At 45.0% G+C, this 22756-nt stretch carries 19 protein-coding genes; 10 read left to right on the top strand and 9 right to left on the bottom strand.

Going from position 1 to position 22756, the window contains the following annotated elements:
* Positions 1 to 217: 217 nt before the first annotated feature.
* A complete protein-coding gene (locus A1OO_RS14625; RefSeq protein ID WP_017003458.1) occupies positions 218 to 1105 on the top strand; it encodes an AraC family transcriptional regulator in 888 nt (295 codons plus the stop codon).
* 105 nt (positions 1106 to 1210) lie between these two features.
* Here the strand turns inward: A1OO_RS14625 and A1OO_RS14630 are convergent, their stop codons facing one another.
* On the bottom strand, positions 1211 to 1762 hold the full coding sequence (locus tag A1OO_RS14630; RefSeq protein WP_017003459.1) for a hypothetical protein: 552 nt from the start codon (positions 1760 to 1762) through the stop codon (positions 1211 to 1213).
* Positions 1763 to 1971: 209 nt separating this feature from the next.
* Here A1OO_RS14630 and A1OO_RS14635 point away from each other — a divergent pair, with 209 nt between their 5' ends.
* The 3 genes from A1OO_RS14635 to A1OO_RS14650 all read left to right on the top strand — a co-directional run bounded on the left by A1OO_RS14635 (position 1972) and on the right by A1OO_RS14650 (position 6674).
* Complete coding sequence (locus tag A1OO_RS14635) at positions 1972 to 3429, top strand: cobyric acid synthase (RefSeq protein ID WP_016958637.1); 1458 nt, start codon at positions 1972 to 1974, stop codon at positions 3427 to 3429.
* Between the two features lie 213 nt (positions 3430 to 3642).
* Positions 3643 to 4701: a 3-deoxy-7-phosphoheptulonate synthase AroG gene (gene aroG, locus A1OO_RS14640; RefSeq protein WP_026023874.1), complete on the top strand. Its 1059-nt coding sequence runs from the start codon at positions 3643 to 3645 to the stop codon at positions 4699 to 4701.
* Positions 4702 to 5225: 524 nt separating this feature from the next.
* On the top strand, positions 5226 to 6674 hold the full coding sequence (locus A1OO_RS14650) for an MFS transporter (protein ID WP_016958640.1): 1449 nt from the start codon (positions 5226 to 5228) through the stop codon (positions 6672 to 6674).
* Between the two features lie 113 nt (positions 6675 to 6787).
* Here the strand turns inward: A1OO_RS14650 and A1OO_RS14655 are convergent, their stop codons facing one another.
* The 5 genes from A1OO_RS14655 to folM all read right to left on the bottom strand — a co-directional run bounded on the left by A1OO_RS14655 (position 6788) and on the right by folM (position 10445).
* Positions 6788 to 7912 carry an amidohydrolase gene (locus A1OO_RS14655; RefSeq protein WP_016958641.1) on the bottom strand — a complete coding sequence of 375 codons (1125 nt, stop codon included), beginning with the start codon at positions 7910 to 7912 and terminating at the stop codon, positions 6788 to 6790.
* A 204-nt stretch (positions 7913 to 8116) separates the two neighbouring features.
* Positions 8117 to 8686, bottom strand: coding sequence for a YceI family protein (locus A1OO_RS14660; RefSeq protein ID WP_016958642.1), 570 nt, complete (start codon positions 8684 to 8686; stop codon positions 8117 to 8119).
* The gene (locus A1OO_RS14665) at positions 8686 to 9222 is read right to left on the bottom strand and encodes a cytochrome b (protein WP_016958643.1); all 537 of its coding nucleotides are present in this window, start codon (positions 9220 to 9222) and stop codon (positions 8686 to 8688) included. The genes A1OO_RS14660 and A1OO_RS14665 overlap by 1 nt, the downstream gene beginning before the upstream one ends.
* Positions 9223 to 9350: 128 nt before the next feature.
* Entirely contained in the window at positions 9351 to 9713 is a 363-nt protein-coding gene (gene folX / locus A1OO_RS14670; RefSeq protein ID WP_016958644.1) for a dihydroneopterin triphosphate 2'-epimerase, read from the bottom strand.
* Between the two features lie 18 nt (positions 9714 to 9731).
* Positions 9732 to 10445, bottom strand: a complete 714-nt coding sequence (gene folM / locus A1OO_RS14675) for a dihydromonapterin reductase (RefSeq protein ID WP_016958645.1) — start codon at positions 10443 to 10445, stop codon at positions 9732 to 9734.
* 129 nt (positions 10446 to 10574) lie between these two features.
* Here folM and A1OO_RS14680 point away from each other — a divergent pair, with 129 nt between their 5' ends.
* Positions 10575 to 11291 carry an SDR family NAD(P)-dependent oxidoreductase gene (locus tag A1OO_RS14680; protein ID WP_016958646.1) on the top strand — a complete coding sequence of 239 codons (717 nt, stop codon included), beginning with the start codon at positions 10575 to 10577 and terminating at the stop codon, positions 11289 to 11291.
* A 17-nt stretch (positions 11292 to 11308) separates the two neighbouring features.
* Here the strand turns inward: A1OO_RS14680 and A1OO_RS14685 are convergent, their stop codons facing one another.
* Both A1OO_RS14685 and A1OO_RS14690 read right to left on the bottom strand, forming a co-directional pair.
* Entirely contained in the window at positions 11309 to 11836 is a 528-nt protein-coding gene (locus A1OO_RS14685) for a C40 family peptidase (protein ID WP_016958647.1), read from the bottom strand.
* A 134-nt stretch (positions 11837 to 11970) separates the two neighbouring features.
* The gene (locus A1OO_RS14690) at positions 11971 to 12837 is read right to left on the bottom strand and encodes a LysR substrate-binding domain-containing protein (RefSeq protein ID WP_016958648.1); all 867 of its coding nucleotides are present in this window, start codon (positions 12835 to 12837) and stop codon (positions 11971 to 11973) included.
* Positions 12838 to 12956: 119 nt separating this feature from the next.
* Here A1OO_RS14690 and A1OO_RS14695 point away from each other — a divergent pair, with 119 nt between their 5' ends.
* Positions 12957 to 13199, top strand: coding sequence for a hypothetical protein (locus A1OO_RS14695; RefSeq protein WP_016958649.1), 243 nt, complete (start codon positions 12957 to 12959; stop codon positions 13197 to 13199).
* Between the two features lie 782 nt (positions 13200 to 13981).
* Here the strand turns inward: A1OO_RS14695 and A1OO_RS14700 are convergent.
* On the bottom strand, positions 13982 to 15988 hold the full coding sequence (locus tag A1OO_RS14700) for an exoribonuclease II (protein WP_017003461.1): 2007 nt from the start codon (positions 15986 to 15988) through the stop codon (positions 13982 to 13984).
* Between the two features lie 195 nt (positions 15989 to 16183).
* Here A1OO_RS14700 and A1OO_RS14705 point away from each other — a divergent pair, with 195 nt between their 5' ends.
* The 4 genes from A1OO_RS14705 to A1OO_RS14720 all read left to right on the top strand — a co-directional run bounded on the left by A1OO_RS14705 (position 16184) and on the right by A1OO_RS14720 (position 22682).
* The gene (locus A1OO_RS14705) at positions 16184 to 17848 is read left to right on the top strand and encodes a GGDEF domain-containing protein (protein ID WP_016958651.1); all 1665 of its coding nucleotides are present in this window, start codon (positions 16184 to 16186) and stop codon (positions 17846 to 17848) included.
* 305 nt (positions 17849 to 18153) lie between these two features.
* Positions 18154 to 20046 (top strand): DEAD/DEAH box helicase, encoded by a 1893-nt coding sequence (locus A1OO_RS14710; protein WP_016958652.1) that lies wholly within the window; start codon positions 18154 to 18156, stop codon positions 20044 to 20046.
* A gap of 193 nt (positions 20047 to 20239) precedes the next feature.
* Entirely contained in the window at positions 20240 to 20902 is a 663-nt protein-coding gene (locus tag A1OO_RS14715; RefSeq protein ID WP_017003463.1) for a cupin domain-containing protein, read from the top strand.
* A gap of 160 nt (positions 20903 to 21062) precedes the next feature.
* Positions 21063 to 22682, top strand: coding sequence for a sensor domain-containing diguanylate cyclase (locus A1OO_RS14720; protein WP_016958654.1), 1620 nt, complete (start codon positions 21063 to 21065; stop codon positions 22680 to 22682).
* The last annotated feature ends 74 nt before the right edge of the window (positions 22683 to 22756 follow it).

The following is a 22756-nucleotide window of genomic DNA, read 5'->3' on the forward strand; positions in this document are numbered from 1 at the left end:
GGGAAGTCTATTTATCGTTTGTCACTATGGCTGCCGTTTGTTCTTTTTGTTATCGAGATGTTCCAAAGTTCTTGCCTAAAACTACGAGTTATCGCTTTGGTTTCACATTAGATGCATCTTAAGTGTCATAATTGTCCGGCTATACCCAAACAACCTCAAAGGTGAACTCAACCCTACAACGTGAGGTTGTTTGGGTATATCAGGAGTAGAAGCACTTATGGAATTCACATCGTCACTGGCGAAACAAGTCGTTGCAAAGATGGGCAGCGAAGGCTGTCACCTCACGGCTATTGATGGGCTGAAACTGTATTCGTGTTCGTCAAATATCCCGTTGATCCCGCTTGTCCTTCAGCCAACGATTTGTTTTGTGTTACAAGGACAGAAGCGTGTAACGACAGGAAAGTCATCGTATATTTACGACACACACACTTACCTCATCAATTCAGTGACGCGACCAGTTGAAGCCAGCCTATCGGAAGTAAGCAAAGATAAGCCTTATGTAGGACTAAGCTTGGCGATTGACCAGCATTTGGTCGGACAGTTAATGATGGAAATGGCGCCCTGGCAGCGTGACTCAATCAATGAACAACAAATGGCACTGACGCAATCAACAAGGTTAACGGCATCAATTGCTGACCTAATTAGTCGTTTGGTGGACACACTGGATAACCCCATGGATCAGCAGATTTTGGCAGATTCTTTGCGTCGAGAACTGTATTACCAGGTGTTGAAAGGCCCATGCGGCGGTTTACTGCGAAACAGCGTGAGTAATCATGCAGGGGCTAATCGCATCGCCCCAGTAGTACATTATCTTGAACAGAATTTTGAGCGTAATCTTGATATTGAAGAAATAGCGAGTGTCGCGGGTATGAGCTCGTCGACACTGCATGAACATTTCAGAAAAGTGACGTCAGTGTCACCGATTCAGTATGTGAAATCATTAAGGCTGCACAAAGCGCGGTCAATGCTTTCATCCGGATTTCAAGTCGCGGAAGTGTGTTATGGGGTGGGGTATAGCAGCCCTTCTCAGTTCAGCCGAGAATTTAAACGCTATTTTGGGTTCACACCGAGCGAATCGCGATCGTCCGTCAGCACGTTAAGCTGACTCCCCAAAAAAAACGGCGGCGTTGACCAACTACACCGATACTATCTCGCTAAATTCGCACTGTGGCTTATTTGGTGATTCCGTTGTGGACAGATGTTTTATCGACTAAAACTCGAACCTGACATTAAAATAAAATTGTTCTTTATAAAGACCATTAGCGCGATAGCTCGCACCGATTGATAGCGCATCGGTTGAGTGGAAACGTCCGCCTATTTCAACAATACTGCGTGTGTCATCAGAATCAAAGGCGACCTGACCGACAACCGCATTTGCCTCAATTTGTGGCAGTATCCATGCTCTCAAGCCCACGTTTACGCCATACGCAAGCTCGCCGAAATCGTGTTTATCATCTTGCGGAAATTTCACTGAATAGATGCGAGCGTCGCCATGAACATCGACAAAACCGTTGATTGGCGCATGAAAGCCAGCACCGCCCGAAGCGATCCAGTCCCCTTCAAATTGACTACTTCCGTTCACCACAAAGTGCGCGCCGTCCATAAAGGCTATTCTGCCCGTTGCAGCTAACCCTGATGGGTTTCCGGTAAAACCAATTTCTAGATTGGTGTAGTTAAAGTTAGTCGCCATTGTTGATGCAGATAATAGGCTCATCAGCATCACAACCCATTGTAGGGTTTTTATTTTTTTGAATATTTTCACAGCATTCCCTGCCTTGTTTACAATTTTTACACTTTTGAGAGTGTATGAGTTGCTGGTCTAAAACTTTAGTGATGATTCAAATAACTTTGACCATGATTGCAAACAATTTCTTAGCAACGGATTGCGTTGGCATTTTTCTGCAAACAGTGTGATATCTTTGCATTCCTCGTCGGCGATATTGATGTGCCGAAAAACTATTAGGTCTTTTCATGCTTCCAACTTCTAAAGCGCTCATGGTGCAAGGCACAACATCCGATGCTGGGAAAAGTGTTCTTGTCGCCGGACTAGGTCGTGTACTTTTACGCCGTGGTATTGCTGTTGCGCCTTTTAAACCACAAAACATGGCGCTCAACAGCGCAGTCACCTCCGATGGCGGCGAAATTGGCCGCGCTCAGGCGTTTCAAGCATTAGCTTGTGGTGTAGAGCCCACGGTGCACATGAATCCGATACTGCTAAAGCCTAACTCCGATTGTGGCGCACAAATTATTGTGCAAGGCAAAGCGGGTGAATCCATGAACGCGATTGGCTTTAAATCTTATAAGCAATTCGCCATGAAGCCTGTGATGGAATCTTTTTCTATTCTTCAACAGCAATTTGAATGTGTGCTGATTGAAGGAGCAGGTAGCCCAGCCGAAGTAAACCTTCGGGAGAATGACATCGCGAATATGGGGTTTGCTGAAGAAGCAGATGTGCCAGTGATTATTGTTGCTGATATCGACAGAGGCGGCGTGTTCGCGCACTTGGTTGGAACATTGGACTGTCTCTCCCAATCTGAGCGAGATCGTGTGATTGGTTTTGTTATCAATCGCTTCCGCGGAGACATTTCTTTACTTGAACCAGGGCTTGATTGGTTAGAAGAGAAAACGGGCAAACCCGTGATTGGCGTCGTGCCTTATCTTCAGGGTTTGATGCTTGATGCAGAAGATGCCATTGATGTCACTCAGGTTACTTTGGACACTGATAAAACCCTTAACGTTGTGGTACCTGTAGTACCCCGCATCAGTAACCACACAGATTTCGATGCACTTCGGATTCACCCTCAAGTGAATTTGCAATTTGCTGCGCCGGGCAAGCCTTTACCTACGTGTGACCTCATCATTCTTCCAGGAAGTAAAAGTGTCATTTCAGATTTGGCATCATTGCGCGAATACGGCTGGGATGAACAAATTACCAAGCACCTGCGATATGGCGGTAAAGTGATGGGGATTTGTGGAGGATATCAGATGCTTGGCAAGATGCTTGAAGATCCCCACGGTATTGAAGGAACAATTTTACGCGCTGAAGGACTCGGCTATCTAAACACTCACACCATTATTGAGCGTGAAAAAGTACTGACGCGTTGCAAAGGACAATTACGTCTCTGTGGTAAAACAGCCCCCGTTTTTGGATATGAAATACATATGGGTATCACAGACTCCGCTGGGGAGCACTTGATCTCATCAGAAAATGGTCTCGACGGGTTGATTAATCAAGATAATAACGTGCTTGGTACCTACTGGCATGGGCTGTTTGATTCGCCAGAAGCCTGCTCATTGCTTCTGGAATGGGCAGGGCTAGGCGATGCGAAACGGGTTAGCCTGGAAGACGAAAGAGAGAGGAGTCTCAATGTGTTAGCGGATGCGTTGGAAACATCACTCGATCTTGAAAAGCTATGGCCGACTCGCTAATCATCATGACTAGGTAAGCAATCAAAGCTTCCTTTAGCACATATATTTCCTCAGTCAATGTTGTAAGTGCATAAAAAAATCTATATATCTGTAAAATTAGGTTTGCACTCTGTGTGGAATGGCGATAAGTTAACAATCAATATGTAGGGAAACACATTGCTTAACCTCTTTGTAGGAGCAATGGTTAGTGAGCAGCAAGGTGAAATAATGAGCATTTATAAAACAGACGACGTACGAATTAGCAACATTAAAGAACTCCTGCCACCTGTGGCAATTCTGGAGAAGTATTCAGCCACTGAAAAGGCGTCTGAAACGGTATTTAATGCTCGTCAAGCTATCCACAATATTCTGAATGACAACGATGATCGTCTTTTGGTTATCATCGGTCCTTGTTCAATTCACGACACAGAAGCTGCCGTTGAATATGCGAAGAAGCTAAAAGCGCTTCGTGACCAACATGCAGACAAACTTGAAGTCGTGATGCGTGTATATTTCGAAAAACCACGTACGACTGTTGGCTGGAAGGGGTTGATCAACGACCCGTACATGGATAACAGCTTCCAGCTCAATGACGGTTTACGAATTGGTCGTAAATTGCTGCTTGATATTACCGATATGGGATTGCCAACGGCAGGCGAGTTCCTTGATATGATCACGCCACAGTACATGGGCGATTTGATCAGTTGGGGTGCAATTGGTGCGCGTACTACAGAATCTCAAGTACACCGCGAGCTATCGTCAGGTTTGTCTTGTCCTGTTGGTTTTAAAAACGGTACCGATGGCAACATAAAAATTGCAACGGATGCGATTCGTTCCGCGGAATCTCCGCACCATTTCTTGTCAGTGACCAAATATGGTCATTCAGCGATTGTTGAAACGGCCGGCAATGATGATTGCCATATTATTCTTCGTGGTGGTAAAGAGCCAAACTATTCAGCAGAGCACGTTGCAGCGATAACCGAGCAGCTGGATGCAGCAAAACTGCGCAACAAATTGATGATTGATTTCAGTCATGCAAACAGCAGCAAAGACTTCAAACGCCAAGTTGTTGTCGCTGACGATGTTGCAAACCAAGTGGCTGGCGGAAACGATGCTATCTTTGGTGTGATGATTGAAAGCCACCTTGTTGAAGGTCGCCAAGATCTTGTTGAAGGAAAAGCGCCTGTGTACGGTCAGAGCATTACCGATGCATGTATTGGCTGGCCTGATACAGAGCAAGTGCTTCAGCGTCTGGCTGATGCAGTTCAAGAGCGTCGAGCAAGCAAAAGCTAACGTCTAGAAATTCCTTGATAAATGAACATCAAAGCCAGTGGGGTCCCACTGGCTTTTTTCTTTTTCTTTTCTGCCATCCCAGCAGTTTGTTTGAAAACAGGCGTTATTTTAGAAAGCGCTTTCTTTGCATAAATGTGAATGGAAGGTCTTATCGAGATGCATTGGTGAAAATGAATAAGTCGTTGAATAAAAAAATAATCTGAAATATTCATATGCGTAGGCGTACATTATTTTTTGTGTCTCCTAATCGATACATCGTTACATTCATCCGCAAATATTTGTATGTCACATCACTTATAGGAAATATACCAAATTCACCCATCTATTCAGATGATAATCTCGCCAATAGTCTATTTTTAATAATAATCACAATGGAAGCTTCTGTTGGTGACATATAGAACCAAAGAAAGCGCTTTCAAAATGATATTTAATAGGCATGTGTTCTTGATGGGTGATTTGATGTATCTCGCAACACTTGGTTAGTATTGCAATACCAAATTCACAATCGGTTAACAAGTAGAGCGATGTCACAGATAGAAGCGACAGAAAATCAAATCATGAAAGCGAAAATCGACGTTCCGATGACACAGAAAGGGGCGTACGGTGCAGGCACACTCACGCTTAACCTTTTACCTGGAGCGTTAGGCGTCTTCTCTTTCTTTCTTATCACTGCTTTTGGTATTGACCCATTTCTAGCGGGTTTATTGGGTGGACTGCCAAGGCTTTTTGATGCATTAACCGATCCCATCATGGGATTCATCACAGACAACACCAAATCACGTTGGGGTAGAAGAAGGCCTTACATTGTTGTTGGCGCCATTCTAAGTGGCGTGTTTTTTGCCTTACTTTGGCAACTCGATCCTGAAGCATCTCAAGCGTATAACTTTTGGTATTTCCTCATTTTCTCGATGATCTTCACTATCGGTAACACCATGTTTGCGACGCCTTTCGTTGCCCTTGGTTACGAAATGACCTCGGACTACAACGAACGTACTCGCTTGATGGCATTCGCTCAAACGATGGGTCAGGTTGCATGGATGATCGTACCGTGGTTCTGGGTAATGATTGCGGATAAAGATTTGTTCCCAACGCAGGCCGAAGGGGTACGTGAACTTTCTCTGTATGTTGCAGGTGCATGTATCGTTTTGGGTATTTTGCCGGGTCTATTCTGTAAAGGTCTTGATGACAGCAAACTTGAGAACCGTGCTGAGATTTCATTCGCAACATTGTGGACGAACTTGAAAGCAGTCTTTTCTGGCATTCGAACAGTCTTCAAAAACGGCCCTTTTGTTAAGCTGTGTGGCGCGACTTTCTTAGTCTTCAATGGCTTCCAATTGGTGGCTTCATTTAGCTTCTTTATCATTGTTTTCCATATGTTTGGTGGCGACTACGGTGCGACAGGTAGCTGGCCAGCATGGTTTGCAACGGTTAGTGCTATGACAACGGCATTTTTGGTTATTCCAATTATTAGCTGGATGGCAAGCAAGTATGGAAAGCGCAATGCTTTCATCATTTCAACGATGATTTCAATTGTAGGCTATAGCCTGAAATGGTGGAGCTTTGATCCTTCAAACCCTTGGTTGATCTTCATGCCGATCCCGTTGATGTCGTTTGGTATTGGTGGTTTGTTTACTCTGATGATGAGTATGACTGCTGATGTTTGCGATATGGATGAACTGTCAAATGGTATGCCACGCCGTGAAGGTACCTTCGGTGCAATCTATTGGCTGATGGTCAAATTAGGCCAAGCACTGGCGCTAATCTTGGGTGGCTTGGTGATTAAATTGGTCGGCTTTGACCCCGGTGCCGCGAGTCAGTCGGCTGAAACGCTGATTCAATTACGTCTTGCTGATATTATTATCCCGGCTTCGACAGCAGCACTCGCGATTATAGTGATGTGGAAATATGATCTGTCGGAAGACAAAGCACGTGCAATTAAAGCGAAACTCGTTGAGCTACGCGGTGAATTGTAAGTGCTAGATCTCATCTAGATTTAACGTATCACCACGTGAAAGGGATGAACATATGTTCATCCCTTTTTTGTTGCTATCTGTTTACTTTAACAACAAGAAAGGAGGGATGGATTTTATTTGAGTCCATTCATATCGCGAATAATCTGCTCAAAAATCTTACTTGAAATATCGATTAGCGTGTCGGGAAAATCATAGCGAGGATCATGAAGAGGCGGGTGGTCGGCTCCGCTGCCAATGCCAAAAAATGCTGATGGCCATGTTTTAGCGTATTCAGAAAAATCTTCGGACCATCGCATTGGCTGCTCAAGCCCAATGAAATCAAATCCTAAGTCTTTACATGCTTGTTTTAACAGCATGTTAGCTTCGCTATGATTGATGGTGGCACTGAATGAATCAATCCATTCAATGTTTAATGTTAGATCATCTCTTTTTGCATAATACTCTGCTCGCTCTTTCACCTGTGCACAGAGTGTCGAAAAGCATTTGTTGCTGTCACTTCTCAATGTCGCCATTAATTCGCCAGATTGAGGTGTCGTTCCAAATGCTGCTTGTCCCAAATTGATATGCACAATGGTCGACATAGCAAACCCTTGAGTTATCTCCGTGGGCAAGGTTTCGATGTCTAGCATCATTTGTCTGATGGCTCGGGAAGGATTGGCCGCAGTTTCTGGGTAGGCTGCATGTGCAGTCGTGCCTTTAAACGTGATGGAAACACCGATCGATGCACAAGAGAAAGTGTTATCTCGGCAGAGTATCTGCCCCAGTGGGTAGCCAGGGATATTGTGATAACCAAATGCGTAATCAATGTTACCTTTTGCCCATGCATTATCATTAAGCATGGCAAGTGCGCCGAGCCCGTTTTCTTCAGAAGGCTGAAAAATAAGGGTGATGGAACCACGCTGAAGGCGCTGAGAAGACAGTCGATGTGCGAGTGCCATTAAGCTGGCTGAATGACCGTCGTGTCCGCAGGCATGCATGGCGCCATAGCGTCTCGATCCATGTTCGTGTTTTGCGAGTTCGTTAATTGGAAGCGCATCAGTATCTGCACGAAACAAAAGACGTGGCCCGTCCAAACCCGTTTCAATTTGAACGACAACACCATGCCCCCCAATGCCTTCTATTGGCTCAAAACCAAAAGATCGTAATTTTTCAGCAAGGATTGTCTGTGTTTTTTTTTCAAAACCAGACAGTTCTGGGATCTGATGCAATTGATGACGAAACAGAATTGGGTTGAACATTTCACCGCCAAATTCGCAGAAATAAACTCAACACTCTACGCGCTCAGATTGGCCGATTTTGTGATCAAAATCTACTTTATTAGGGTTGCAGATCAGAGTTGTTTTTAACTGATTTTGAGTCTAATAAGGGAGAAAAGAAATCGGGCAGATTTGAAATCTGCCCGATTAGTAGGGGGAGTTTGTTTGGAGAGATTCGTGAGTAAATTACTTTCGAATACCTTCGACATGCAACTCTAAATCTACATAGCTAGATGCACCCATGACCGCGATATCATAGTCTTTCAACGCAAGGCGGGTAGTCCCTTCAAAGCCAGCACGATATCCACCCCAAGGGTCTTCACCTGCACCAATGAAATTTGCCTGAATAGCAATTGGATTGGTTTTACCATGCAATGTCAGGTCGCCATTAAGGGTGAGTGTACCATCTGCATTTTCTTCAACAGATGTACTTTTAAAGGTGGCTGTTGAGAACTTAGATGCATTAATGAAGTCTCCACTGCGCAAGTGCTTGTCGCGTTCGGCGTGGTTGGAATCCAGACTCGTTGTATCAATGTTCACAACGATGACCGAATCAGTAACATTCGCGGGATCGTAAGAAAACTCTCCACCAAAATCGTTGAAACGACCTTTAATAAAGCTGTAGCCCAGATGTGGAACTTTGAAGTTGATTGACGCGTGAGCGCCATTGGTGTCGATGACATAGTCATCTGCCAACGTAGCCGCTGAGAATAGTGTTGTCGCTCCGAGCGCTAAAGCAAGTAGGGTCTTTTTCATCACGATTTGCCTCCAATCATTTTCCGTAACGTATTATCTTTATCGATAAAGTGGTGCTTAAGTGCGGCGGCGGCATGCAATACAGCCAATCCGATTAGCCCAAAAGCGGCATAGTAGTGAACGGTTCCTGCAATGTCAGATTGGTCAGGGAATAGCTCACCCAACGCAGGAACTGCAAACCAGTCGAAAACTTCGATGGGACGACCATCTGAAGTGGAAATTAAATAGCCCGACGTGAAAATAACAATCAATAGGAGATAAATGACGTTGTGCGCTGCGTGTGCTGCCATTCTTTCGAATCGTTTACCCTCTATCTCTGGCGTACTTTTGACAAAACGCCAAACCAGACGAAAAAGGGTTAATGCTGCGACACAAAGACCGACTGATTTGTGCCAATGAGGGGCCGTTTTATACCAGCTGCTGTAATAGGTAAGGTCAACCATCCACAATCCGGCGGCAAACAGTCCAATGATAAGCAAAGCACTGAGCCAGTGGATTAGGCGCTGGGTAAGACCATACTGAGCGGGTTTTTCCATTTCAGAAACGTGTCCAATTGATTAGTGTTAATGAGAATTATAATCAATATTGCTTTAAGGTTAAGCACCAGCAACTGAACAACTTGTTCGAAAAAATAGAAGGAACCTTAAATTTTATGCATTCCGTATCATTCTTCTTGCTGCCAACTCAGGCTCAGAGAGACAGAATCGGCAAACCTAAGTGCATGAGGTTTATCGATGGTCACGCGTGCAAACGTGACCCAATGGTGACCTTTAGCGATATCGAGAACACTTGAAACTAATTTTTCGAGCAACAGGAAACGGCCATTTTCGACATGGTCGATGATGGTTTTCGTGATCACCTTATAATTTAACGCTTCGTCAACGACATCGCTTGAGCATGCTTTGTCGCCGGGGTAGTGAATCTCAATGTTCAGCACAACATCCTGTTTCTTTTCTTGCTCATCAGGATTAAAGCCAATGTATGTGCGTAGGCGAAGATTGGTAATAGTGATAATCGCATTTTGCATAGCTATCATTCCGTCTTGTTATTTTAGTGCTCGGCCACCGTCAAGATTGACGCTTTGGCCTGTCATGTAGTTACTGTTCAATATAAATTCAACCGCATTCACTATCTCTGCTTCACCTGGAGCAAGGTTCATCAAAGATTTAGACAGTGCTTTTCGCTTGTAATTGTCGTCGTCACTATCGTTAAACATAATGAGTGCGGGAGCAATGCTATTCACCTTAACTTGTGGCGCAAGTTTCTGTGCGAAAGAGAGAGTGAGGTTTTCCAGTGCCGCTTTACTCGCTGCATACGCGATATGTTTCGCGCTGCCTTTCTTCACGACATAATCAGTAAAGTGAATGATGTCACTGTCCGCATTCTCATCAGTACGCATAAACGGTGCGAGTGCCTGATTGAGCAAGTAGGGCGCTTTTACGTGTACTTGCATCATCTGATCTAACAAGGCGGCATAATCGTCAGTATGCTTTTCTGCGTTCCAATCCGAGGCGTTGTGTATGAGTGCACGAAGGGTAAGGTTACGCTCTGCCAATGTTCTCGCAAATTGATGAATGCCAGCATCGGTTGAAAAATCAGCGTGAATGCATTCCACCCCCATCTTACGTAGGGTGGCGATGCCCGACCTTTCAGTACGATAGGAAACAATCACCGAATTTCCGCCTTCGACAAAATGTTTAGCAAGCGCAAACCCGATCCTTTGCGCAGCGCCAGTGATCACAATGGTGTTTTGAGTCATATATAGCTATTCCAATGCTCGTGCAATTTTCAGTACCGAACGCAATACGTTTAAATAATTGAAAAGATCACGATAATTGATGAATCAGTGTGTTAGGTGATATTAGCAGAACAATTTAGAGGAATAAGGATGAAGAAGACGGTATTGGTGGCTGGCTCACATGGAAGTATTGGTTTGGCATTAACCAAGAGGCTGCTTCAAAACGACTATCGCGTTATAACGGCAAGCCGATCAGATCTTCCTAGTGATGACAGGGTCAGCGCACATTTGTGTGTCGACATGACACAATCGGATAATGTGCAAAAGATTCGAGATTGGCTTTCCCCTTATTCGTCTGATCTTAAGGGTATTATTCAATGCGCAGGAATACTTCACGATGACAACCATTCTCCTGAAAAGCACCTAGGGCAAGTGTCAGCAGAGTGGTTAGAAAAGTCGATGTCGGTGAATGTTTTGCCACATTTATATTTATCGCAGGCAGTGTCCCCGTTGATTAACTCTCACTCAGAACTTACATGGGTATCGCTTAGTGCCAAAGTTGCTAGCATTGAAGACAATCAGTTAGGTGGTTGGTACAGCTACCGCATGTCAAAAGCCGCGCTGAATATGTTTATCAAAACGCTTTCTATTGAATGGGGGAGGCGTTCAAAGCGTTGCACTGTGATTGCGATGCACCCAGGAACGACACCAAGCGCACTCTCAGAGCCTTTTACCAAGAACTGGCCCCAAGATAAGTTATATTCGCCGTCGATGACGGCAAGCCGGATACTGGCCCAATTCGAACATGTTAATGCTGAGGACTCAGGGCGGTTATATCATCACGATGGGACGGTGATTCCTTGGTAGAGATAATCGTTGAAAGCTTATTCAGCAAAATAGCTACGGATCTGCCAGATGCGTGCCGACCAGTATGGGTTGTCTAACGTTGAGATGCTGACACCTTTCGACGAAGAGGCATGCATGAACTGCTTATCACCGATATATATTCCAACATGATAGCGGCGAGCGCCCGTTTTGAAGAAGATTAAGTCGCCATAGGTTGCAGAGTGTAACGTTGTTTTGTTGCCTTTCGTCACTTGTTGCCTAGTAGTACGCGGCAGCGGGTGTTGAAAAACGGCTTGATAAGCTTGCTGCGTAAATGCCGAACAGTCGATTCCCTTCTTCGATACTCCGCCCCAACGATAGGGTGTACCTTGCCATTCTTCGAAGTATTGAACTAATGCCGCACTCAGAGGTTCACCCAATTTAATATATGGCGCTAATGAATTTGGTCTGTCTGTTTTGTAGTGCGCATTCGTGGAATCGTAGGGTGTGGCCGTCGGTGTTGATTCACAACCCGTGAGCACAAAGCTGACGAGCGAAATGGCTTTTAATGTGATGATGGCGCGCATTAGTAGAATAAACACCTGCTATAAGCGAATATCTCCAGTCTAAATGCGAGCAACTTGTGGCGCAATATTATGCCTCTCACAGTGCTGCCTTATTCTCACTAATTAGTCAGACAGATATCGAGTGAGAGAAGCTGCTATGCTGCACTTTGATTGCGGCGCATATACCATTCAGTAATGTAGTCAGCCAGAGCAAGAACCGCGGGTTCACTTGCCCCTGGTTTTAGACTTAGTCCACTGGCAATCGATGTTTCTACCGAATTACTGTTCAACCATTCCAGCAAATCCATATCTTCCGTGACTGAGCAAGCGGCAATCAATGAAACCGCCATGCCTGATTCAATGGCTGCGTTTAAGCCATGAAAATCTGCAGCCGACAGTACCACCTGATAAGGGATACTCGCGCGATCGAGAATATCCATGGCAAGCCGTCCCCATCGGCACTCGACTTCGATGGCTAGCGGGAGTGGTCGGTCTTTGCAGTAGGTAATGTGCTTGGCTTTGGCCCAAACCAGCTTTTCGGTAAAGAGTTGTGTGGCAGGGTAGCTTTGGTCGTGAATATTAATCAATGCGAGATCTAAACGCCCATCCAGTACTTGTTTGAGCAATCGTTGGCTGCTGTTACTTTGAACTGAAAGCTGAAGGTTAGGGTAGCGCTCAGAAAACCCCGTGAGTATCCGACGAAAAACAAGGTTGACGTAGTCGTCACAGACACCCAATTTAACAATGCCGTTCATTTCCGGGCTATGAAAATGGGCCATCGCCTCATCATTCAATACCAGCATTTGGCGCGCATAGCTCACCAACGTCATACCGTGAGACGTAAGTACATGGCGACGTCCTTGTTTTTGAAACAATGCAACGCCTGACACTTCCTCAAGTTTTTTCATTTGCATGCTAACTGCAGATTGCGTGCGGTGAACGCTGTTTGCTGCTGCGGCAAAGTTCCCGCAGTCAACGATCGCGACGAGTGTTCTCAACTGGTCGATATCAAAGTTGGTCATACATCAATTCCTTTGAAGTTTTGTGTGAAAACTATTGGCTTTTCTTAACAATTAAATTGTTTAAATATTGAACTGTCAAGTGGGTTAGTGAAAGAGACACAGATAAAAGGGGAAACGTCATGAGAAGCAAAGCAAGCAGAACGGTAAATTCTCGGCACGGCATCGACATTGATCAAATGCCAAGCAAGCTTCATGGCGGTTTCATCGCAACCCTCGTCCACAAGTGTTGGGGTTTATGGCGTCGTTATCAGTTACGCAGTGAACTTGAACGAAAACTGGAAGATCAACACTTTCTTAACGACGTGGGTTTAACACGCGCTGACGTAGCAAAAGAAATTGAGTTATTAAGGCGTCAGAAGTAAAGAACGAGTCCTTTGGCAATATGCTCTGCATATCCAACCGCATCTTTTTATGAAGTTGCGGTTTTTTTTTGGCTGTTGACTGGGGAAGTATTGAATCATATTTGTATCATGAATAAGACGGGTTCGACGTCTTCGGTTGGTTAATATACCTGTCATCTAGCTGTGTTCTCATTCAGTTCGGTATTGGGGTGATAAATTTACAGGCATGCAGGGTATAAAAAGTTAGGCGAAGAGTTGGTTAATTTCAATTGGGCAGTCTACGCTTAAAGTAACTCAATGAGTATTAAGATGATTTCTTATACTGATGTGTGTGGTGATGTTTACAATAACTTTACATCATGCTTTGTTTTATGCGAGCATTATCACTATATTGAGTCGACGGTTTGATGTGATGTCATGCTGTTGAAGATTGTAAACATGTTGATTCTTTTGGTTGTGCGAAAACGCTTACATCGTTCAACCAAACATCAGCGTGATGTAGCAAAGTACTGTTTCAAATATATACATTGAATAACAATAAGGTTTGCAACGAGCAAACTGGTTTGGACAACAAACAGTCATAAGGATTTGGTTTGGCCGCCGACAACCTAATGATTGGTCCATTTTTGGCGTTACTGCATAGCTGGACTTTACTTTGCTTACGCACTGAAAAGTCAAAAGGTAACCTGACCCGGCTCCATGGACCGGGTTTTTTATTGCCAAAATTTCGCTAACTGACCATCAACAGATCAAAAAAAAGCCAGACGATGTCTGGCTTCTTCGAAGACTAAAGGTGCGATAGGTTATTCGCCCTTTGTAGCAACCGCATCTTCTGCTTCTAGCTTCTCTGCAACGACAGCAAACTCTCTCGTTGGCTTCCCGACAATAGAGCGGGTAGCCTCTTTGATGTCAGTAATATTCACTTCAATCTGGTCGCCCAGTTGGAATTCTTTATTACCGTCAACGGAGATGGTTCCCATATCAGCATTGCATTCAACGCGTTTCTTGTTCTCACAAATCAATGAACCAGGAATAAAGGTCATTGCGCCATTTTCAAGAAGACGAACACGCATGCCGGCACGGTTGATATCGAAAATTTCAGCCAAGAAAGCTTTCTTTTCTTTTACGCTGTCTTTAAGCAAGCGCACATACAACCAGTCAGAAACGTCACGCTCGGCCATGCGATGATGCTTGCGGTGCAGCGCCAGCTCATCGCCAATCAGCTCGTCAGGCGTTTGTGCCGCGGTTTCGCCACGCACGATCGCTTTAAGTAGGCGATGGTTAACCATATCGCCATACTTACGGATTGGAGATGTCCACGTTGCGTAAACATCCAGACCCATTGCAAAATGCGGGGCGGGTGCCGTACCCACTTCGCTATATGCTTGATATTTACGAATACGATTGTCCAAGAAGGTGGTCTCTTGAGTGTTCAACCAGCGACGCAATGCACTGAAACCTTCAACGGTTGCTAGTGTGTCTGCGTTTACGTCACCACCATGTTGGTTGATCATCTCAACGGCATCCGCCATTTTCTCAGTAGAAAAACCAGCGTGAGTGTTAAACACACCAAAGCCAAAATGCTCACGCAAAGCACGACCTGCACAAATATTCGCGGTGATCATTGCTTCTTCAACCATGCGGTTGGCAATACGACGTGGGTCAACGTGTATGGCGATAACGTCATTGTCTTCGCTTAACTCAAAACGATAGTCTGGACGGTCAGGGAAGGTCACTGCGTTGGTTTCACGCCAATTCACACGCGCCTTTGCAAGGCGGTGGAGCGCATTCACTTGCTCTGCAATGACATCTGATGGTTGCCAGTTTTCGCTGTGACCGTTCTCAATCCAATCAGACACGTTGTCATACGCTAAACGAGCTTGCGATTTGATGGTGGCTGAAAAGAAAGTGGCGTCTTCGGCAATCGTGCCATCGGCTTGAACGGTTACACGGCAACAAAGTGCAGGGCGAATTTCTTCTTCACGCAAGGAGCAAAGGTCGTCGCTCAACTCGCGAGGCAACATTGGAATGTTACGACCAGGCAGATAGATAGTGAAACCGCGCTCGCGGGCTTGTTTATCAAGTTCTGTGCTTTCGGCAACATATGCTGTTGGGTCAGCAATAGCGATGGTCAGCGTATAGGTACCATCTTCGTTCGCTACCGTGTGCAACGCATCGTCCATATCTTTGGTTGAGGCGTTGTCAATAGTGATAAATGGCACTTGGGTCAGATCTTCGCGGATGAGCGATTCGTCGAGCATTTCCCAATTTGTCTGAGGTGCGGGTTCTTGGTTCGGCAGATCATGCTTTGCCAATGTTACCCACCAAGGTGCACCCTTGTCGTTTGCGTCAGTGATTTTTTCACTGATTTCACAAAAGAAGCCGTTTTCACCTTTTAAAGGGTGGCGGATAAGTTTCGCCACAACCCAGTCACCGTCAGATAACGCATCATGACTTAGCCCTTTACACGTCTTAGCACGTATAGCGTCTTTTAGCTGGGGACTGTCAGGGACGACATTTAGATTATTGCGGATCATTTTTACTCGACCGATGAATCGAGTAATGGATTGCTCCAATAATTCATCGGGTTCCGCTACTTCTTTCTCTTTTTCGGTGCGGATCAGCGCGACAACCTTGTCACCATGCATCACTTTCTTCATGTATACAGGTGGAATGAAGTAGCTGGTTTTATTATCAACTTCAAGAAAACCGAAGCCTTTTTCTGTGGCTTTGATCGTGCCTTCTTTTTTCGGAATGGTTTCTTTAATTTGCTGTTTTAGTTGTGCTAGTAGCGGATTGTCTTGAAACATTAGCCTGATCTCAGAGTGTGAACCGCAACACTATACGTATTCAAGACATTAAAACCAAGACGTGTGTCCTAACAACTTGCTCAATAACACAGGCTAAAACTTCGTGGCGCATCTCAAAGTTGATGTAACAGCAATGCGAAATTTGATTCGGATGACAGAATGGGTTCAGTCGATGTTGTGTGAGTGGGTGTGCACATGGAAAGTGCTGAATTAGAGCGTCAGATTGAAAAAATAGGGACGAATGACACCCTTGAATCCTGGTGTAAGTGTGTCTTTGAGCAACTAAGAAAACAAAACGGCATCAAGAACATCGCGTTGTTTGTTTGGGGAAATGACGTGCTTCGGCTTGCTGCAAGTCAAACGCAGCATGTGTTTAGTTTTTACGCCAATTTTAAGCCCGTTGAAGAATACAGCGGCTATTTCATTGACTGGCCACTTCTCGCCAAAAAATATCACGACGAATTTTCATTTGTATCTGAATTACCCTTTCATGGCGGATGGCAAAAAAATCATGTCATGTGGGAGCACGCTGTTATTCCCCTGACCAAAAGTGACTGTTTACTGGGTTTTGTTCTGGTTGAGATTGATATACCAAACGAAATCAGAACGCTGCGTCGAGAAGCGTTCAATTGGCTTCGCCAAGATGCTGCCTTTCAGTTGAAATGCAAGGTCCTCAAACACCAACTCACGCAGATGCAACTCTCTAAAAAGCAAAACGAGTTGAACCTAGCCTTAAACAATCGCACCTTATCTTCTCAGCTCACCTACTTAAAAAGCCTTCACGAAATATCGCTTCGATTCACCAAAGCAACGACGACACATTCTCTGTGTCGAATCGCGATTGAGCTGGGACGAGATCGACTCCAAATCGATCGAATGGGCATTTTTCTTTGTGATATGGAAACGTTGAAAATGTGGGGGACATGGGGAACTGATCCCCATGGCAATGTGGTTGACCGATCTGATTTTTGTCAGGAGATGCCCAACAGTCTGTTTATTGAAGAAGCGTTTACTCGGAAAAACGAATTGATTGTGAAAGAAAACGTGCCTCTTTATTTCGGATTAGAGGAAGTCGGGATTGGTTGGAACATCATGATGGCGATGTGGGACCGGGACGAGTGTATCGGTTGGCTCGCGGCTGATAATTTGATTTATCGTTCAGTATTGGACGAACCAAAGAAAGAAGCGATTAAATTACTTGCGGCGTCGGTGTGTCAGAAAATTATTAAATTGCGCGAAACAGAGTCAGCCAATGCGAGATTCTCTGAGCTTCAGATTGTGCACAAGGATCAAGCAAAAGAGTTGGCACAATTAAGACGGGAATTGTCAGGAACCAAGCAACAGGGACTGTGGGCAAATATCACAGATTTCCGTACTGGTTTACCGAATGAAAAACACTTGGCGCTGAGTTTATCCGGTTTTGTCTCACAGGTTCGAAAGCAAAAAGCATCTCTTGCTGTCATATCCATTGCGATAGATTTTTTCCGCGCGTATGAGAAAAAGTATGGCGTGGACTCGACTGATCGAATGTTGCGGTTAATTACAGCATCGATCGAAGACAATTTGGTGGAGCTGGAATCTAGCCATTTGGTGACAACGTCACCGGGTGAATTTGTTGTTTTAGTGCAATATGATGATGAAGTTGAGATACGCGAGTTGGCTGAAAAGATTGTCAATTCAGTTTGTCATCTCAACATTAGCAGCAAAACATCAACAATTTACCAACGCATTACGTTGAGTGCTGGTGTTCATCTGTGTGGTGTTTCGTTGTTTACCAAGCAAAGTACGTTGCTTAAAAAAGCGGAAAAACAACGCATGATGGCGAAGAAATTGGGGAGAAATCGGGTCTGTGTTGACTAAAAAGTGATAGGTGCTGTGCGACCTCATGCCTAAATTAACGACAATTTGCTAGTGAATTAGGCTATTGCAGTCAAAAAGTCGACAGTCGAGGAAAAAATTGTGAACTTGTTCAATTTTTTCTGGCTTTTTTTGGTTTATTAGCGCAGAATTCTGACCCTTATTTGTCGAGGCCCGTAGCGTTAGTTACTGTTGCAGAGAGTAGGAAGTCATTGTCGTAAACAATAATGACCCTGCATCAGTAAAATATAACAGTACGAAACCGCTAGCAGGGGCCCCGTTACTTTAGTCTATATATTGGGATCCCAATGCAAGATACCGTTACTGAATTTCGTCAGCTAGATCTGTCTGAAAACCTTCTTTCCGCTTTAGATTCAATTGGCTTCGTATCACCAACGCCAATCCAAGCGGCTTCGATTCCTCTTCTATTGACTGGTGCTGATGCACTGGGCAAGGCGCAAACCGGTACAGGTAAAACTGCCGCGTTTTCACTGCCAGTTCTTAACAAAATCGATCTGAACCAGCACAAGCCACAAGCTATTGTTATGGCGCCTACTCGTGAGCTCGCTATTCAGGTTGCAGCAGAAGTTAAATTGCTGGGTAAAAACATCGCTGGCCTGAAAGTGCTAGAGATCTACGGTGGTGCTTCTATCGTTGATCAAATGCGTGCTCTACGTTCAGGTGCTCACATTGTTGTTGGTACTCCTGGCCGTGTTAAAGACCTTATCAACCGTGAACGTCTGCAACTAGACGAAGTGAAAACTTTCGTTCTAGATGAAGCTGATGAAATGTTGAAAATGGGCTTTGTTGACGACGTGACTTGGATCATGGAACAAGCGCCAGAAACTGCACAACGTGTGTTGTTCTCTGCAACCATGCCACCGATCGTAAAAGAAATCGTTGACCGTTTCCTTCGCGATCCAGCTCGTATTGATGTAGCTGGTAGCAACCGTACTGTTGAGAAAGTAGAACAGCAATACTGGGTAGTGAAAGGCGTAGAAAAAGACGAAGCAATGTCTCGTCTTCTTGAAACCGAAGAAACTGACGCATCTATCGTATTCGTACGTACTCGTCAGGATACCGAGCGTCTGGCTGATTGGTTGCAAGCACGTGGCTTTAAAGCTGCTGCATTGCACGGTGATATTCCTCAGTCTCTTCGTGAGCGCACTGTTGATCACATCAAACGTGGTGTTATCGATATTCTTGTTGCGACTGATGTTGTTGCTCGTGGTCTTGATGTTCCACGTATCACTCACGTATTCAACTACGACATCCCATTTGATGTTGAGTCGTATATTCACCGTATTGGCCGTACTGGCCGTGCTGGTCGTGCAGGTAAAGCGATTCTGTTGGTTCGCACCAACCAAATCCGCATGCTGCGCACCATTGAGCGTGTCACTTCTACTCGTATGGAAGAAATTCAACTTCCAATGCGCGACAAGGTTGCAGAAGCACGTCTTGCTGCACTTGCTGCTGACCTGCTTGAGCAGAAAGAGCAAGAAAGCTTAGAAGCATTTGTCGGTCTAATCGAGAAGCTTCAAGAGCAAATCGAAGTAGATACTGCAACGCTAGCTGCAATGTTGCTTCAGCGTCAACAAGGTAAGCGTCCGTTGTTCTACACCGGTCCTGACCCAATGCTTTCTGCTATCGAGCGCGAAAACAAACGTCGTGAATCACGTCGTGATGAGCGCCCTCGTGACGGCAGCCGTCCAGAGCGTGGTGCTGATCGCGGTGAGCGTCGTAGCTACAATGCTGCAGATTGGGATACTTACCAACTGCAAGTTGGCCGTGACCAAGGCGTTCAGGTTAAAGATATCGTTGGCGCTATCGCAAACGAACTTGGCCTAGAGAAGCAATTCATTGGTTCTATCAAGTTGGCAACTGGCCATACTTACGTTCAATTGCCGAAGAAAATGCCTAATGAAATTATGGCGCAACTTAAGCAACTGCGTATTCGCCAGAAAGCAACTGACGCACAACTGGTAGAAGGTCATGTGAACATGGAGCCGCCACGTCGTCGTACTGGTGGTGACCGCAATGGTGGCGCTAACGCTGGTGGCGGTGCACGTCGTTTTGATGAGCGCGGACCTCGCGGTGGCAACGGTGGCAAGCCTTCTGGTGAGCGTCGTTTCAATCGTGACCGTGGTGGTAACGGTCGTCCAGCTGCAGCTCGCACTGACCGTCGTCCAGCAGACGCATAATCTGTTGTAAATGACATTAAAAAGCCGACGAAAGTCGGCTTTTTTGTGCCTGTTATATTTTAGGATATCAGAGACTCAATAATAAATGAGTTCCAAAGATTGGGACGTTGTCTCCACCAATGTGGGACTATATTATTGATACAGCAAGCCTAAACTGGGTATGACCAGTGTTTCCCTGTTTGAGGATTGTCTTATGCTGAATATGCAGTTTGATAGACGGGTGATTATCAATGCCAATGATCTCGCTTGGCAGCCTTCACCTATGGATGGCGTACTTCGTAAACCTTTGGCACGTGAAGAGGAAGAACGAGGGCACGCAACAAGTATCGTAAAGTATGCGCCTAAGAGTGTATTCAAACATCACGAACATCCGCTTGGAGAAGAAATTCTTGTCCTAGATGGTGTGTTTTCTGATGAATTTGGCGATTACCCTGCTGGAACGTATATCCGCAACCCTGCCGGAACCTCTCACACGCCATTTAGTCATGTTGGCTGCACACTCCTCGTTAAGCTTCATCAGTTTTCTGCTAATGATCACCATCAGATACGAATAGACACCCGTGATGACAAACATTGGATTGATGGACAAGGCCGTTTAAGAATGCTGCTGCTTCATGAATTTAATGGTGAACAAGTCGCAATGATCCGTTGGCCTGCTGGTCAGCATTTTTTCTCTATCTCTCATTTTTGTGGAGAAGAAATCTTGGTGCTTAGTGGTGAGTATCGAGATGAATATGGAAAGTACCCAGCTGGGACTTGGCTTCGCAATCCGCATATGTTCGAATACAACCCATTTGCCGAAGAAGATACCTTGTTGTGGGTGAAAGTTGGCCACCTTCCTTATCCTGTTGGGTAACGCAACCTGCTAAGCTTGAAAGCGCTTTCTTACCGTGTGGCTTAATACTGATACAGATGTCTTCTCACTATACCGCTAGTATATTGCTTGAGTGTTTAGCTCGATAATTCGAGCGCTTTCTTGATTGTGCCTCAGTAACGCTAGGATATGATGGACTCGGATGTTTCAGACTCAAAATCAATCACAGATGCTGTACTTCGATATCGCACCTGTCCCGATGCTCATTCTCAATGAGCTAGGTGAAATAGTTCATAGCAATCGCGAGTGTCAAAACATATTGCGGTTCGAGCAAACGAGCAGTCATATTGATGATTGTCTTTCTGCGGGCGTTTGGTTGGACATTAAACGCCACTTCTCAATGCCACCTGTTTTTACGCCACCTGAGCCTTTCAGCAAGGTCATCAAGTTCACGTGTTCCAATGCCTCCTATTCTTTGAACGTAAGCGTTGCCGATACCTCTTCTGGTGTTACCTACGTTGCCGCACTTACCTTGCATTCAAAAGAAGTTGCTCCAGGCGGCGTTGCCATGGACAGACTCCCGTTCGGTATGGCAGTAGTAGACTCTGATGGTCATTTTCTTGATATGAATCAAGCATTTTATCAGCTGTTGGGCTACCGAGAAGAAGAACTCAAAACGAAAAAAGACTTTGACCTTACCTATGTGTCAGATGCCAATAGCGAAAAACCACTGAGACATAATTTGATAGGGCGTGGTGGACAGCAGTATCACGTAGACAAGAGATATATACATAAACATGGCCACCAACTTTGGGTGAGAACTTTTGTCTCTGCGGTATCTGATGATGTGTCGGGTGATATGAAATTTATCATCTCCGTTTTTGATATTCATGAAGAAAAACAGCTTCAAGATGTTATCGCGACGTCTGAAAGACGGTTTCGTGTGATTGCAGAAAATGTCAGTTCCGTTGTTTGGATATCCGGCGCCGATCCGATGCGACTTTTCTACGTGAACAAATGCTATGACAACGTATGGGAAGAATCAGCCGAGTCGCTTTACGGTGATCCTCGCGCATTTCTTAAAAAGATCCACCCTGCAGAGAGAGAGCTAGCATCGGTCACCAGATTCTCATCGTCTACGGATTCATGGAATGTGAACTATCGATTGCTATTTCCTGACGGGCGCATTAAACACATTCGTGATAGCGGTCATTGCGTCTTTGATGGCAATAGTGAGCTTATTTACCGCGTGGGTACACTGACAGACATTACGTCAGAAATTGTTCAACGGGACAACGTGGTGACAATGGCGCAACAATTACGTCAATTGGTTGAGTACGACTCTTTGACAGGGATTAAGTCTCGCCACGCCATCATGAATGATATTCGAGAAACCTATCAGCAATTTTCAATGACGGGTGACCCTTCAATGCTTGTGTATATTGACGCAGATGGGTTCAAAGGCATTAATGATTCATTTGGTCATGAGGTCGGCGATCAAGTGTTGGTAAAGATCGCAGAGCATCTGACCAGCAATATTCGTGATTCTGATGTGGCTGGACGGATAGGTGGTGATGAATTCGTTGTCCTTTTACGCCATACCGCTCAATCTGAAGTGCCTCAGATACTGGAAAGACTCTGTCGGGATATCAACTCGGAGGGACTACCAATTAACATTGCTGTGACCCTAAGTTTGGGTGAAAAAGAACTATGTTCAAACATTTTATCAGCAGAACAATGGCTTAGTGAAGCAGATCAAACGATGTACCATAATAAGCGAGAGAAGAAGAAAGCGCGTAGCCAGCATCTAAGCACGTTGTGACAAGTAAAGTACTAGCACTTTAAGCTGATACAGTTCAGTTGTTGTTAAAATGAGACATATCTCTGTATTGCTTC

The organism is Enterovibrio norvegicus FF-33 (assembly GCF_000286835.2).
GTDB classification, from domain to species: Bacteria; Pseudomonadota; Gammaproteobacteria; order Enterobacterales; family Vibrionaceae; genus Enterovibrio; species Enterovibrio norvegicus_A.

Excerpts from the sequence above, each read along its gene's own strand:
- A1OO_RS14650 (WP_016958640.1), top strand. The coding sequence starts at position 5,226 with ATGTCACAGATAGAAGCGACAGAAAATCAAATCATGAAAGCGAAAATC.
- A1OO_RS14685 (WP_016958647.1), bottom strand. The coding sequence starts at position 11,836 with ATGCGCGCCATCATCACATTAAAAGCCATTTCGCTCGTCAGCTTTGTG.
- folM (WP_016958645.1), bottom strand. The coding sequence starts at position 10,445 with ATGACTCAAAACACCATTGTGATCACTGGCGCTGCGCAAAGGATCGGG.
- folX (WP_016958644.1), bottom strand. The coding sequence starts at position 9,713 with ATGCAAAATGCGATTATCACTATTACCAATCTTCGCCTACGCACATAC.
- A1OO_RS14695 (WP_016958649.1), top strand. The coding sequence starts at position 12,957 with ATGAGAAGCAAAGCAAGCAGAACGGTAAATTCTCGGCACGGCATCGAC.
- A1OO_RS14635 (WP_016958637.1), top strand. The coding sequence starts at position 1,972 with ATGCTTCCAACTTCTAAAGCGCTCATGGTGCAAGGCACAACATCCGAT.
- A1OO_RS14720 (WP_016958654.1), top strand. The coding sequence starts at position 21,063 with ATGTTTCAGACTCAAAATCAATCACAGATGCTGTACTTCGATATCGCA.
- A1OO_RS14655 (WP_016958641.1), bottom strand. The coding sequence starts at position 7,912 with ATGTTCAACCCAATTCTGTTTCGTCATCAATTGCATCAGATCCCAGAA.
- A1OO_RS14690 (WP_016958648.1), bottom strand. The coding sequence starts at position 12,837 with ATGACCAACTTTGATATCGACCAGTTGAGAACACTCGTCGCGATCGTT.
- A1OO_RS14715 (WP_017003463.1), top strand. The coding sequence starts at position 20,240 with ATGCTGAATATGCAGTTTGATAGACGGGTGATTATCAATGCCAATGAT.
- A1OO_RS14705 (WP_016958651.1), top strand. The coding sequence starts at position 16,184 with ATGGAAAGTGCTGAATTAGAGCGTCAGATTGAAAAAATAGGGACGAAT.
- A1OO_RS14680 (WP_016958646.1), top strand. The coding sequence starts at position 10,575 with ATGAAGAAGACGGTATTGGTGGCTGGCTCACATGGAAGTATTGGTTTG.
- A1OO_RS14660 (WP_016958642.1), bottom strand. The coding sequence starts at position 8,686 with ATGAAAAAGACCCTACTTGCTTTAGCGCTCGGAGCGACAACACTATTC.
- A1OO_RS14710 (WP_016958652.1), top strand. The coding sequence starts at position 18,154 with ATGCAAGATACCGTTACTGAATTTCGTCAGCTAGATCTGTCTGAAAAC.
- A1OO_RS14625 (WP_017003458.1), top strand. The coding sequence starts at position 218 with ATGGAATTCACATCGTCACTGGCGAAACAAGTCGTTGCAAAGATGGGC.
- A1OO_RS14700 (WP_017003461.1), bottom strand. The coding sequence starts at position 15,988 with ATGTTTCAAGACAATCCGCTACTAGCACAACTAAAACAGCAAATTAAA.
- A1OO_RS14665 (WP_016958643.1), bottom strand. The coding sequence starts at position 9,222 with ATGGAAAAACCCGCTCAGTATGGTCTTACCCAGCGCCTAATCCACTGG.